We start from the raw sequence: 14,066 nt of genomic DNA, 5'->3' as shown, positions 1-14,066 counted from the left end.
GTCAGGGTGCAGTAACCCGGCTGAAAGACAGCCGACGACATATAAACGGTTCTTAAAAGTAGGAGCAAGAAATGGAGAAATTTTCTTACCTCATGGGCGCGCCGACAGCCATCTTTGAGATTGCGATCATCGCTGCGCCGCATAATAAAGCATCCAGCATGATACAGGATGAATTTTCCGGACGAAAAGCTACTGCACACATATAAGGTTCTGAGTGATGGAGTAAGAAAGCTTTTTAATAAGCTGAAAAATCTATCCGCCATTCAGACAGTCTAGCTGCCCAATTCCGTTCCAATCGGTATAAGGGACATGCAGCGATTGAGACGGAGGATCCTTTTTCCCTCCAAATGAATAAGCACGGCAGCTATTTTATCGAAAACAGTCATGATCCTGTGTAAGGCCGGATGCTGCTGGAATCGGGAGAATCGGAATCTTGAAATCACGCAACGCTTTATAACGATTTTCTGAAAGAGCCATGTCGTCGATCGTCCAGACGCCGATGGGCGCACTGTTTACCGCAGCAGCCGGCATTAGCAATCATAGGGCGGCCGAGGACATTATTGTATTATTTCAACTGAGTTTTCTGCATTATCTGTTTGATCATTATTAAGCGGTTTATTAGAAATGATTGTCTCGCTGGTATCGGCTTCTCCGCCGCTAAGCGGCAAGCCGCTGGGACTTTGAGAAACCCGAAATTTATTTGCGAACGGTTCAGTCCCCGCGGTCAATGACCGAAGCCCGCGGATAAGCCTTTCTGCGTTCACGACGGGACTTTTGACATCGAAGCGGTCAAGAAAAGCCGGTCAAGCGACGGATAACAGCCGATTTTTGTGAAATGAACGGTTTCAAGAATCAAAAATAACTATACGGCTATTTTTAATTAAAGGTGCAAACATGAAAAAAATCGCGATGTTTTCGATTGAAATTGACAATGTCGGCTTAGAAGAGGCTGCAGAATATGTGATTGAAATGGGTACTAATAAAAATTCCTATGATTATGTCGTCACACCCAATGTTGATCATATTATGAGGCTTCAGACTGACGATGAGTTTAAAAAAGTCTATGATCATGCAGCACTTATCCTGGCTGACGGGCAGCCGATAGTTTGGGGGTCTAAATTGCTGGGACAGCCGTTGAAAGAGAGAGTATCCGGTTCCGATCTCTTTCCGCTTGTTTGCAAAGCTTCTGTTTCACGACAGGTAAAGCTGTTCTTTTTAGGAGCGCGCGAGGGTGTTGCCCGAAAGGCGGCCGACAATTTGTCAAAAAAATTCGGCCCGCTGAATATCGTCGGCATTTATTCACCGCCGCTGGGGTTTGAAAGGGATGACAGAGAAACCCGAAAAATTATTAAAATGATCAATGCAGCATCACCGGACATTCTGTTTGTCGGCGTCGGAACCCCGAAACAGGAAAAGTGGATTTTTAATAATCTGCGTCAACTCAAGGTTCCGGTTTCTTTAGGAATCGGTGCTTCTTTTGATTTTGAAGCCGGAATTTTTAAAAGAGCTCCGCACCTTCTGCAGCGGACTGGATTGGAATGGTTCTGGCGGTTTGTTCATGAGCCGCGAAGACTGTTCAGGCGATATTTAATGACTGATACTCGATTTCTTTTTCTGATCCTCGATGAACTGAAAAAAAAGAACTCCCGGCAGAAGCTGAAACGGGCTGGCCGGAAACCGCGTTCCAGGAAGGGTGATCGCGGTCTGGGATCTTAAGAACCGAGAAGCGTCCCGTCATATTTAAGCAGGCGGGAATCGGGGAAAGTGAGCCGCCTTTTTAGAACCTGAGGACCGGGACTGAATGCCGAACGAGTGCGTTCCATTTCGGACAAGGAAGGAGAAAGAGAAAGATCCTCTTCCCCTTTCTTCAGGCCGAATAGCGGAATCGTTTTCATTCTGCCCGGATTAGATAAAATGGAAATCAGCCCGAATCGGAGGATGCAAGTTATGATTCGTTTATCAAAATATCTGCTGCCCTATCGCTGGCCGATTGTTTTTTCACTCGTTTTTGTCTTTTTAGAATCTCTTGCCGATCTGTTTTTGCCGACTATCATGGCGGAAATTGTTGACACGGGTATTGTCAAAAAGGATTTGCCTTACATTTGGAAGTTGGGAATCGTCATGCTGCTTGTGACGCTTTTGGCCGGAGGATTTACTTTGACGGCTAATTATTTGGCTTCAAAGGCGGCGGCCGGTTTTGGCCGCGACGTCCGCAACCGATTATTTGCGCGCGTGGAAGCTTTCCCGCTGCAGGCATTCGATCAAGTCGGTACGGCTTCCCTGATTACGCGGACGACAAATGATGTTGCCCAAGTTGAACAAGTCTGTATGATGATTCTTAAAATGATAGCTACGGCGCCATTGATGTGTATCGGCGGGTTGATCATGGCGGTTTATAAAGATGCCCGGTTATCCCTTGTCCTTGCTGTGGTGCTGCCGCTTATTTTCCTTTCTATCCTGGTCCTTGCCAAAAAGGGGCTGCCGTTATTTAAACAAATTCAGGTGAAAACGGATCGACTGAATCTGATTCTTCGCGAAATATTGACGGGGATCCGCGTTATTCGTTCTTTCAATCAGACGAAACACGAACTTGGCCGCTTCAATCGGGCCAATCGTGAAATAACACAGACCGCGATTCGCGTGAATCAAATCATGGCGGCGGCCGTACCGCTGATCATGCTGATTATGAATCTAGCGCTTATTGCGATTGTCTGGTTCGGAAGCATGCGTATCGACGTTGGCGCCATTCAGGTCGGCGATCTGATGGCCTTTATACAATATGCGATGCTGATCATGGTTTCCATTCTGATGGGCGCGATGCTCTTTATCATGATTCCGAGAGCCCAGATTTCTGCCGCGCGGATCAATGAGGTGCTGGATATCCGAACCGCTGCCGATAATAACGGGGCAAGGGTTCATCTTTCGCCGGCAGACAGTGAACCGGGCATCGTGTTCAAAGATGTAACACACTATTATCCCGGTGCTGAAAAGCCGGCCCTCTCCCATTTGTCATTTGCAGCTCGCCCGGGAGAAACGACGGCAGTTATAGGCGGCACAGGAGCGGGGAAATCAACGTTGCTGAATCTTATCTTGAGATTTTATGAACCTGAAAGCGGAAATATTCTTTTCAACGGCGTCGATATCAGGAAACTCTCTCTGAAAAGATTGCGCGGCATGGTCGGCTACGTACCCCAGAAAACCGGACTGTTCACCGGTACGGTGGCTGAAAATGTCCGGTATGGAGATGAACAAGCGACGGATCAGAAAGTCTGGCAGGCAATCCGCCTGGCCCAGGCTGAAAATTTTGTCAGGAAGATGGCAGGCGGCTGCGATTCGTTGATCAGTCAGGGCGGAAAAAATCTTTCGGGCGGACAGAAACAGCGACTGGCGATCGCCCGTGCACTGCTCAGGAAACCGGCCGTTTATCTGCTGGATGATTGTTTCTCGGCACTGGATTATAAAACAGATATGGAATTGAGAGCAGAATTGAAAAAAATAACAAATTCTGCAATAGTGATCGTCGCTGCTCAGCGGATCAGCACCATCGTCCATGCTGATCAAATTATCGTTTTAAATGAAGGAAAAACAGCGGGCATCGGCACGCATCAGGAACTTATGGCATCCTGCCCGGTCTACCGGGAAATTGTCGCTTCGCAAATGGACAGGGAGGAAACGTTATGAGCGGAAAATATTCTCACAGCAAGGTGCAGAAGCCGAAACCGGCGCCGCCGCAATTGGTGCAAAAACCCAAGAATTTTAAAGGGACGTTTAAAAGACTCCTGACTTATCTGCGGCCGCATAGGAAAGTACTGGCGACTGTTTTTGCCATGGCAGTTATAAGTACGCTTTTCACGGTTATTGCACCGATGCTGATGGGGAATATTACTACAGAACTTTTTAGAAGCATGATGAGACGAATCAGGGGCCTTTCGGGAGCGCATCCCGATTTCCGCTATATCGGCCGGATAGTACTGATATTGCTGGCTTTGTACGTACTCAGTTCATTATTTACTTATATCATGCAATATCTGATGAGCGGCATTTCGCAAAAGATCGTTTATATTCTTCGCCGCCAGGTCGGCGAAAAATTGGATCGGCTTCCGGTGAAATACTTTGACTCTCATCCTTATGGCGACGTCCTCAGCCGGGTGGTCAACGATTCAAAAAACATCAGCAACACGCTGCAGCAAAGCCTCACAGCATCAATCACGGCCATCGTCACTTTTCTTGGCGTGATCACGATGATGTTAATGATCAGCCCGCTGCTGACAGCGGTTCTGCTGTTGACCATTCCGCTGAGCCTTGTCGGCATACTATTGATTGCCAGGCCTTCTCAGCGATATTTTAAGCAGCAGCAGGAGAACATCGGCTGGCTCAACGGATACGTCGAAGAGATGTTTACCGGGCATTTGATTATCAAAGCCTTCGGTCATGAATCCCAATCGATACGGACGTTCAGAGCGATTAACGATCGTTTATACGATTCGGCCTGGAGAGCGCAGTTTCTTTCGGGGATGATGATGCCGCTGATGACGTTTGTCGGCAATATCGGTTATGTGCTGATCGCAATTTTCGGCGGCATTCTTGTCGCCGGCCGTACGATTGCTATTGGCAATATACAGGCGTTTATTCAGTATACGAGCCAGTTCGGCCAGCCTTTAATCCAAATTGCCAATATCTCGAATATTATCCAGTCTACAATCGCTTCTGCCGAGCGCCTTTTCGAGATCCTCGATGAGACCGAAGAAGCAGGCGACCATCGGCGCACGGAAGTCATTACTGATCCCAGGGGCCGTGTCTGCTTCGAACATCTCACTTTCAGATATAAAGCGGATCAGCCGCTGATCGAAGACATAAACCTTGATGTCCGGCCGGGTCAGTCGGTAGCGATTGTCGGTCCGACAGGTGCGGGAAAAACAACAATTGTCAACTTGCTGATGCGGTTTTATGCATGCGACCGGGGAAGGATAACGATCGACGGCGCCGACATCAATGAACTGAAGAGGGAAAACCTGTATCGCCTGTTCGGCATGGTCCTTCAGGATACATGGCTGTTTCAGGGGACCATTCGGGACAACATTGCGTACGGACGAGAAGGGGCGACGGAGCAGGAAATCATCGGTGCAGCCAGAGCTGTTCACGCCGATCATTTCATCCGTACTCTTCCCGCCGGTTATGACACAGTACTGAATGAGGAAAAAACTAATCTTTCGGAAGGGGAAAAACAACTTCTGACTATTGCCCGGGCGGTATTGGCCGATGCCGCGATACTGATTCTTGATGAGGCAACGAGCAGCGTGGACACGCGGACCGAGCTGCATCTTCAAAAAGCGACGAAGGCGTTGATGAAAAATCGGACCAGCTTTATCATTGCCCACCGTTTATCGACGATCCGTGAAGCCGATCTCATTCTTGTTGTCGATCACGGCCGGATCATTGAACGGGGAACGCACAAAACGCTGCTGGAAAAAGGCGGGTTTTATGCCGAACTCTTTAACAGCCAGTTTACCGGGGAGGATGGGGAACAAATGAGTATTCAACCCTCATACTCATAAAAGCTGATTTGGGTTTTTCTTAAATGCCATCCTTGCGACGGGGGTCCTGCCCTGCGAATGAAAGGGATGATTGCTTTCCGTTTTCTTCCGCCCACCACTAAGGTCAGTTCGACAAGGCAGGCGGTCAAAGTCTCATGTACGAAGGCATCGGGCAGTTGAAACAAGCTTTTTATCAAAATGGAGACAAAATTAATGAAGCATTTTTAGATAAAGCGTTGGTCGGGAAAGGACGCGGTCATAAAGGAACGGGCGGAATAAATTTCGTTTCATTTATATACGGATTGTTTGATCATCCAGGTACAGATTTCGGATGCGGCTCGATGGAGGCATGAACACATAGACTGAAAAAAATTCACGAAAAATACGTTTTATTAGATAAAAAAAGATTTACAGATTTATTGTTACCCTGAGTGATATTCTGCGGATTAATTAATTCATGGACAGTTATAAAAAGATTACTATCTGAATGGCCACGGTCTGCATGCTTTTTTAAGAAAAATCGGATCAAGCCGTTTGAAGGAAGAAGCGATAAGGATAGGGTAGGTTACCTATTTAGCGGCGGTGTGAGTTTTCAGAACTTAACCTTTGGAATATCTGATCATCTGCACCAGTGCAGTCATTCATTTTTCTATGGTTATGGTCAGCCCGGTTCTGCTGCTTATCATGTCTCCACGCTGCCGTCCGGCTCCGGCTTATCAGGGCTCTCTATCTAAGATCAGGCAACGGCAGCCTCGAGAATTTGATTTTTCTTATAGAGATTCCATCCTTATTTATTCAGCAGGTAATAGAACCTTGCGATAAACGATTTTGCGATCATGCAGACAGCGAGAACAATCAGAGCTGTCCGCGGATCTCCTACCCATGGCAGCTCCCATTTAAATATCTGCGATAAAACTGCGATTGCGGCGACTGTACCCAATAAATAGCCCAGAATGGACAGCGGGGTGTGCCGGTGCTGCAGATATGAATTTACTGACGCCTAGCATACAGAGCAGCAAGCCGATGATGCCGAGGGTAATCGCGGCAGCCCGCGGGCCTGCAAGAAAAAGATCCTGATTCCGGATAAACCGGACCATACCAGTAACCCGACAATAAGGGTCATGAAAATCAAAATGGACAGATCTCTCATTTTACAGCCGCCCTTATGCGATTCAGATTTTAATCCGATTTATTATTACATGCCCCTTCAGCCATGTCGAGATCACATTTAACTGCAAATACATCACCTCTGAATCCACTTCTGAAGGCGAGTCGATTTCATGGTAAATGGATGAAGCACTGATTCAGTCTCTGGTTTCTCGCGCAGCGACAGAATCTGTACCAGGAGACCATATCCCGTCCAGTTTGACCGCGATGCCTGCTTTGTTCAACATTTTTTTATAGTCCAGAAGATCCTCCCCATGCAGTTGAGCAACATCTTTCAACATATATTCTCGGCCAAGCTGATCATATTTTTTGAGACCGAATTGATGAAAGGGCAGCAATTCAACCTTTTTTATTCCCACCTTATTAAATAGCTCGCCAAAATGAATGGCATCGCCCAATGTATCGTTAAATTGCGGAATGACAGGGATTCTGACCAAAAGATCCTTTCCGGCCTTTACAGCAGTCTGCAGATTCTGAAGAATTAATTCATTATTAACACCTGTTCCCTCATGATGTTTCTGACTGTTCCACTGTTTGACATCAAAAAACATAAAGTTCATGTATTTAATGAATTCTTTAAACAAACTTGGTGCCGTATAACCGGTTGTTTCACAGGCGAGATGAATTCCTTCATTCTTGATCGCCTTAGCAAGTTCAATTGCGAACCTTGCCTGATTGAGGACCTCTCCGCCGGAAAAGGTGACACCGCCTCCGGATTCTTCATAAAAATCACGATCCTGCCTGATCACTTTCATAATTTCCGAGACACTCATATATTCTCCGACCGTTGTAAAACCCCCGTGCGTATCGTCGCGCATTTGTTCAGGCCGGGCTCTCTGAGATTCAGGATTCGAACACCAAGCACATCTCAGCGGGCATCCCTTAAAAAAAACAACGGTACGTATACCCTCTCCATCATTGATACTGAACTTCTGAATATTAAAAATGAGTCCCTTTAAGTCTTTTTTTTCGTTGTGAAATGTGTGATTCAGCTTATTTTCAGAAAACGTTTCCATTCTTAAAACCTCACTTCTGTTAATACACTATTTTTCTTTTATAATTATATCATGGTTATTACGCTTGAAATATGTATAAGTTGTGAAAGAAACTAAACTGAAGAATATTGTCTCTTCAGTATAATAATGCGGTGCGGGAAGGGGGACAATGATTTTGAACCTTGAATGTCACGTGAAAATGATTTGTGAAACATCGTTAATGATCGGACAAAATAGATGGTAAATGCGCCGGCCGAATTGTTGAATGTATCAAAAGTGATCGTCAGGAAAGACTTAGACCGGCTGAAATCGAGGGGCTGCTTCAGAGAAAACACGGCTATGCAATAATGAATCATGCCGACGATATGGCTACAGATCGGCAAAAATTACGATGTAAAAAAAGAATCGCCTGATCGGCTGCTAAATCGGTCCATGATAATGAAACAATCCAAGTCCTGGACCTTGCCGGCTGAGAAAATCGCCATGACAAAACAGGTTATAATACCCATTAAAAATTCTTTTTTATCACTCTCTGTATAAAAAAATATAAAGGCATCCATTCAGTTGTTTCCGGAGGAATTTATCAAAATGATTCATAAGTGACCGTCGGTCTGGCTGCGAAACAAAATTCACGTGGCTTTTTTGCCGGAACGGACGGTTTTGATAAAAAAACCGGTTTCTTTGAGAATGACATGATGAGCGCCGAAAGGGTGCAGACGATGGCTTTGTCCAGTTAGAAAATAGTGATTCTTACGGATTCAAGCAAGCCTTATGAAAGAAGCCCGGTTGAACCATTTAACCTGGATGAAGTCCAGGAGATCTATACTGACAGCAGGCTGGATTCAGACACAGGCCAGCTTATGACAGATAGCGGGTGATCGTTTACATTCAGCTGCATAAGCAAATATGCACAAATGACCATTTTCAGGGATATTAGAGAGAATCGGCGGATAAGCATTGATCACGTTTACATTAGATGCTATTATGGTTTCGTAAGAAAGAATAAGTAAATTCAAAAGCAATATAGGGGAGGCTTCATAATGACGGCAGAATCAGCGGCTAAAACAACGGCTTCAGGAAAAAAGTCGCATTTTGGACAATTGACACCGAAAATGAAACATTATCGGGACACAATTCTTGATGCCAAGCCTTACATTGATGCTGAACGGGCTATTTTGGTTACACAAAGTTATACAGAACATGCAGATGAACAGCTTGACATGAAACGTGCTTATATGCTGGAAAATATTCTGGAGCATATGTCGATCTACATTGAGAATGATACCCTGCTTGCCGGAAATCAGGCCCGGTCCAATCGCTGGGCGCCGGTCTATCCGGAATACTCCATGAACTGGGTTATTGATGAACTGGACACTTTTGAAAAACGTCCCGGCGATATTTTTTATATCACCGAAGAGACAAAAAAGCAGTTGAGAGAAATCGCTCCTTTCTGGCAGCATAACACGCTTGAAGATCGCGGACTCGCTGCTTTTCCGGCACAGAGCCGAGTTTTTTACGATTTAGGAATTATCGGTGCTGATGGAAATATTACTTCAGGTGACGGGCATATTGCTGTAGATTACAAAAATGTGATTAACTACGGTTTGAAGTCATTTGAAAAACGCGTTATAGATGCAAAGAGCAAATTGGATTTGACCGATATTGAAGATCAAAAGAAGCTCTATTTTTATGAAGCAAGCCTTAGAGTAATGAAGGCGATGAAGGATTTTGCTAAACGTTATGCTGATCTGGCTGCCAAAAGAGCGGAAGAAGAAAAGAATCTGGAAAGAAAAGCTGAATTATTGAAAATGTCCCGCATTCTAAATAAGGTTCCTTACGAACCGGCAGAGACTTTTTATGAGGCCGTTCAGTCTGTCTGGCTGGTTCACTTGGTTCTCCAAATAGAATCTAATGGTCATTCAGTTTCTTACGGGCGAATGGATCAGTATCTGTATCCTTTCTACCAGCGCGATCTTGACAAAGCACGGATCACGCCTGATCAGGCGTGCGAACTGCTGACAAACTTGTGGATGAAGACGCTGACGATCAACAAAGTCCGTTCCTGGGGGCATACGGAATTCAGCGCCGGCAGTCCGCTTTATCAGAACGTAACAGTCGGCGGACAGACAGCAGGAAAAAAGGACGCTGTAAATGACCTTTCTTATCTGATTTTACGGAGCGTTGCTCAGGCGCATCTGCCGCAGCCGAACCTGACTGTTCGTTATCATCGTGGATTAAGCGATGACTTTATGCGCGAATGTGTTGAGGTGATCAAGCTGGGCATGGGTATGCCGGCATTCAACAACGATGAAGTCATTATTCCTTCATTTATTAGACGCGGAATCAAGGAAAAAGATGCGTATAATTACAGTGCAATCGGCTGTGTCGAAACAGCGGTGCCGGGGAAATGGGGCTACCGCTGTACAGGAATGAGCTTCATCAATTTTCCGCGCACACTGTTAATTGTAATGAATAATGGGGTCGATCCGGAATCCGGAAAGAAGCTCCTGGAAGGCAGCGGCCACTTCGTTGATATGGAATCGTATGCTGATCTTGAAAAAGCCTGGGACAAAGCGCTTCGTGAAATAACGCGGCAGAGTGTCATTATTGAAAACACCTGTGATCTGGTCCTGGAACAGGATTGCCCGGACATCCTCTGTTCAGTATTGACTGATGATTGCATCGGCCGCGGCAAGACCCTCAAAGAGGGAGGTGCCGTTTATGATTTTATCAGTGGTCTGCAGGTAGGCATTGCCAATCTTGCTGATTCACTGGCTGCCGTTAAAAAACTGGTTTACGAAGATAAAAAAATTGGCCGTCAGGAATTGTGGGATGCGCTGACGAGTGATTTTGCCGGCGAAAAGGGTGAAGGAATTCGTCAGATGCTGCTGAACGAGGCACCTAAATATGGCAACGACGATGATTATGTGGATGAATTGATTGCGAAAGCCTATCATCCGTATATTGATGAAATCTCGAAATATAAAAATACGCGTTATGGCCGAGGCCCGATCGGCGGTCTCCGCTATGCCGGCACCTCCTCAATTTCGGCTAACGTCGGTCAGGGCCACAGCACACTGGCTACGCCGGATGGCCGTCATGCACGCACCGCCCTGGCTGAGGGATGCTCTCCGGAACATTCGATGGATCAGGATGGACCGACTGCTGTTTTTAAATCGGTATCGAAATTACCGACGGAGGATATCACTGGAGGTGTCCTGTTAAACCAGAAAATGTCGCCGCAGATTCTGCAGAATGATGAAAACTGCATGAAACTGATCGCTTTGTTGAGAACGTTCTTCAATCGTCTTCATGGTTACCATGTTCAGTATAATATCGTTTCGCGAGAGACATTGATTGACGCGCAAAAGCATCCGGAAAATTATCGTGACCTAATTGTGAGAGTGGCCGGGTATTCGGCATTCTTCACTGTCCTTTCTAAGGAAACTCAGGACGATATTATTGCCAGAACAGAACAGACGCTGTAAAAATGTTTGAATTTCAGGCTGCTGATTTATAAAAAGAACTCCAGTCTAAACAATTATCAGGCATGAATCCAATCGGGTTCATGCCTTTTTTAGGCGGTCCGGAGTGACGGACGATAATGATGTGGATCCGCTGAAAGCCGGCAGCAGGAATGTGAGTCAAAGGTTCCCTGCGAGGGGGAATCTGAAGGGGGCCGGAGGCAAACTGCTGAGATGACGAACAGAAACCGATTAGAAGATTTGTGGCGGCAGATAAGCTTTCAAACGAAACAAAGTTCGATGTTTTCCGAATTTCTGACGGGGTCAGACACTTGCACGGAAGAGATGCGCTGTCTTGAGACAAGCCCATGTCGGTTGATCAACTGTTGGCTTCTCATAGGAGAGTCACCCGTTTGGACCGGGATCTGTCCAAATTAACCGGATTTCCAGTATCGGCATCGCGGATCCGGATGAAAGAGTCGTGAGATAAGTGAGACAGAAGAAAAAAATGGAAAAAAACAGCGGTTCCAGACCGTCCGGCCATCTATGACGTACGCTGGGACCGGTTCTGAGTGAGTCTTTCGGCAGGGAGTGCGGTGACAGAGCAAGATCACACGGACCGGGTCTGTTCGCTCAATGCCGGTCAAAATCAGCTGGGCTGGCGGCGGTTAAGGGGAGACTGAAAAAGTCAGGAAGGCCGGCCTGACTGAACGCCTGGAGAGCCGGGAACAGGCTGTATAAGAGTAACCCCGTACTGTATTTTTTCTAAAGCAGCCCTTATCAAACTAAAGTCAGTCCTCCGTCAACGACAATTGTCTGTCCGGTAATAAAAGAGTTTTCCATGAGGAAAATATAAGTCATTGCCACTTCTGAGATATTCGCTGTTCTTCCCAGAGGAATCATACCCGAAAAAAGTTTTTGAGTTTGATCGACTTCTTCCTCCGGAATATCCCGATATAGTGATGTACGTGTCCATGTTGGTGCGACAGCGTTTATGCGTGCCCGGGGAGCAACTTCTACCGCCAGGCCCTGGACCATGGTTCTGATCGCATCATTTCCTATAATTGCTCCTGATGCGTTATTGGGTTTTCCGCCGGACCCGGCTGTAAATACCATGCTGCCGTTCGCTTTCAGATGAGACGCAGCAAGACGCGCGATACGAAGATTTATAAAGAGCTTGTCATGGATTGTTTTCAGTATAGTTTCCAGTGCGGCATCTAAAAATCCACCGCCCATAAACCCACCGGCCGTTGATACCAAATGGTCGATTTTTCCTATGCTATCAAAAAATTTTTTCAGGTCTTCCTCTTTTGAAACATCGAGAGTATGTCCCTCTACCTGGTTCCCATATTGTTGAAGTTCCGCTTTGACGCTATCTAATTTTTCCTTGTTCCGGCCGACGATTATAAGATTAGCCCCTTTTTGGGCCGCAAGCATGGCTACATGCTTTCCAAAGCCCGCTGTTCCGCCGATAATTAAGATGACTTTATTCTTTAACATGATACAATTTCCTTCTTTAAAAAATCTTTTTTTATTGATCATTTTTTCCTTGCGAATATACTAATTGTAGCATGTTCGATAAATAAGCGTCCATTAACCGAATTTTCGCGGGCCTTCTTTTATCAATAGGGAAAGCCGAAAGCCGTTTAATTTTTGAAATAGTAAGGATCTCTCTTATCCGGCTGCTGTGCTTTTTGTCCCCGATCACCGGAAGAAGGGGAGGGGCCTATGGCTTATTCTCATTTAAAATCAAATAGTCGAAGAGATTCTGAAACTTTAATTGACTTGATAAGCTCATGATTCTCATTATAATTAGGAGTTAGGAGTCTGATACTATGTCGGAAACATTATCCCATACAGTAAAAGAAAATGGCGGAGTTGCTTATCGGAATATATTGATCGCTGTCGATGAATCCAAGGAGGCCGCTAAAGCCTTCGGGGTGGCTGTCGATCTGGCGAAGAAATACGATGCACATCTGCTGATCGTCTCTTTTTTAAACACAGGTTCACTGGCAGCATTAAAGACTTTTACCTCGCAAATCCATAACATGCGGGCAGAGGTCGCTGACCGGGTAGAAATTTTTAAAAAGATCGCACAAAACAAAGGAGTAAAAAGTGTCTCGGTTTTTACTGGTGAGGATTCACCGGCGTCAGCGATCATCGAGAAGGTGATTCCGCAGTACCATTGCGATCTGATTGTTTGTGGTGCCACGGGAACCACAAAATTAGATCGTTTCCTGATCGGTATCGGCAGTCAGTCCTCGTATATGGCCCGGTTAGCCCCTTGTTCTGTATTGATTGTCCGCTGATTACTCACGTTGCATAAATTTATCGGCCCCATCTTTTCATATATATCCAGAATGCTATTTTCTCTGGCCTGATCAAAAAAGCCAATGGGCCCCCAAAAAAGTGTTCCATCCCGTTTTACAATATTATTCGGTTTATCCAGGGTAACGGCCTTCAGGGATTCCTGTAGGTTTTTGTCTGAAACTGGAGGTGCCGAAGCCTCTTTTTGGCGGAATCCCCAACCATCCTTTAAAACGCCGGCTGATCTTCAGCAGGGAAACGCGGATCTCCGCTTCCTGTTGGGATCAGGAGGAATACACAGGAGTGGATCGGTGACAAAATCATTTGATTCTGCACCGCGTTCTCACTTTGGCCAAAAAAATTTTTCAGACGGACATGCTGCTTCAGTCATTTGAAAATGAGCCCGATGGTCCGGCGTTCCCGGCAGATGGTGCGATTTCCTTGGCCAAGGATCCGGATCGTCCGGCCCTGATCATGCCGGGAGAGGATCAGGCGAAAGAAATTTTCCGCCTGATGAATCGGATCACCTGGGAGAATCATCCGATCGGACTGGATCCCCCGTCTTCCGCGTCGTAGTCACGAACCGTCTGGGATGACCG

The 14,066-nt window shown here is 46.1% G+C and carries 11 protein-coding genes; 8 read left to right on the top strand and 3 right to left on the bottom strand.

The annotated features are described in order from the left end of the window. Positions 1 to 71 precede the first annotated feature (71 nt). Together OYT88_RS13880 and OYT88_RS13875 are read left to right on the top strand one after the other, a co-directional pair. The gene (locus tag OYT88_RS13880) at positions 72 to 206 is read left to right on the top strand and encodes a hypothetical protein (RefSeq protein WP_274400857.1); all 135 of its coding nucleotides are present in this window, start codon (positions 72 to 74) and stop codon (positions 204 to 206) included. A 688-nt stretch (positions 207 to 894) separates the two neighbouring features. Then, complete coding sequence (locus OYT88_RS13875; protein WP_274400856.1) at positions 895 to 1,716, top strand: WecB/TagA/CpsF family glycosyltransferase; 822 nt, start codon at positions 895 to 897, stop codon at positions 1,714 to 1,716. On the opposite strand, the gene OYT88_RS13870 is transcribed toward OYT88_RS13875, so the two are convergent. Next, complete coding sequence (locus tag OYT88_RS13870; RefSeq protein ID WP_274400854.1) at positions 1,713 to 1,895, bottom strand: hypothetical protein; 183 nt, start codon at positions 1,893 to 1,895, stop codon at positions 1,713 to 1,715. The genes OYT88_RS13875 and OYT88_RS13870 overlap by 4 nt on opposite strands. A 52-nt stretch (positions 1,896 to 1,947) precedes the next feature. Between OYT88_RS13870 and OYT88_RS13865 the strand changes: the two genes are divergently transcribed. The 3 genes from OYT88_RS13865 to OYT88_RS13855 all read left to right on the top strand — a co-directional run bounded on the left by OYT88_RS13865 (position 1,948) and on the right by OYT88_RS13855 (position 5,887). Then, positions 1,948 to 3,681: an ABC transporter ATP-binding protein gene (locus tag OYT88_RS13865; protein ID WP_274400852.1), complete on the top strand. Its 1,734-nt coding sequence runs from the start codon at positions 1,948 to 1,950 to the stop codon at positions 3,679 to 3,681. After that, positions 3,678 to 5,555: an ABC transporter ATP-binding protein gene (locus OYT88_RS13860; protein WP_274400851.1), complete on the top strand. Its 1,878-nt coding sequence runs from the start codon at positions 3,678 to 3,680 to the stop codon at positions 5,553 to 5,555. Before OYT88_RS13865 ends, OYT88_RS13860 begins: the two co-directional genes overlap by 4 nt. Before the next feature lie 134 nt (positions 5,556 to 5,689). Further along, a complete protein-coding gene (locus OYT88_RS13855; protein WP_274400850.1) occupies positions 5,690 to 5,887 on the top strand; it encodes a hypothetical protein in 198 nt (65 codons plus the stop codon). Between the two features lie 951 nt (positions 5,888 to 6,838). On the opposite strand, the gene OYT88_RS13850 is transcribed toward OYT88_RS13855, so the two are convergent. After that, entirely contained in the window at positions 6,839 to 7,717 is an 879-nt protein-coding gene (locus tag OYT88_RS13850; protein ID WP_274400848.1) for a glycyl-radical enzyme activating protein, read from the bottom strand. A 1,019-nt stretch (positions 7,718 to 8,736) separates the two neighbouring features. On the opposite strand from OYT88_RS13850, the gene OYT88_RS13845 reads away from it, so the two are divergent. Next, positions 8,737 to 11,184 (top strand): glycyl radical protein, encoded by a 2,448-nt coding sequence (locus OYT88_RS13845; protein WP_274400846.1) that lies wholly within the window; start codon positions 8,737 to 8,739, stop codon positions 11,182 to 11,184. A gap of 756 nt (positions 11,185 to 11,940) precedes the next feature. Here OYT88_RS13845 and OYT88_RS13840 read toward each other — a convergent pair. Beyond that, complete coding sequence (locus OYT88_RS13840; RefSeq protein WP_274400844.1) at positions 11,941 to 12,660, bottom strand: SDR family NAD(P)-dependent oxidoreductase; 720 nt, start codon at positions 12,658 to 12,660, stop codon at positions 11,941 to 11,943. Between the two features lie 335 nt (positions 12,661 to 12,995). On the opposite strand from OYT88_RS13840, the gene OYT88_RS13835 reads away from it, so the two are divergent. Both OYT88_RS13835 and OYT88_RS13830 read left to right on the top strand, forming a co-directional pair. Further along, complete coding sequence (locus OYT88_RS13835) at positions 12,996 to 13,469, top strand: universal stress protein (protein WP_274400842.1); 474 nt, start codon at positions 12,996 to 12,998, stop codon at positions 13,467 to 13,469. A gap of 322 nt (positions 13,470 to 13,791) precedes the next feature. Further along, positions 13,792 to 14,043: a hypothetical protein gene (locus OYT88_RS13830; RefSeq protein WP_274400841.1), complete on the top strand. Its 252-nt coding sequence runs from the start codon at positions 13,792 to 13,794 to the stop codon at positions 14,041 to 14,043. The last annotated feature ends 23 nt before the right edge of the window (positions 14,044 to 14,066 follow it).

This window comes from Sporolactobacillus sp. CQH2019, assembly GCF_028765345.1.
Taxonomy (GTDB): domain Bacteria; phylum Bacillota; class Bacilli; order Bacillales; family Sporolactobacillaceae; genus Sporolactobacillus.
This window is presented reverse-complemented; position numbering and strand designations above follow the sequence as displayed.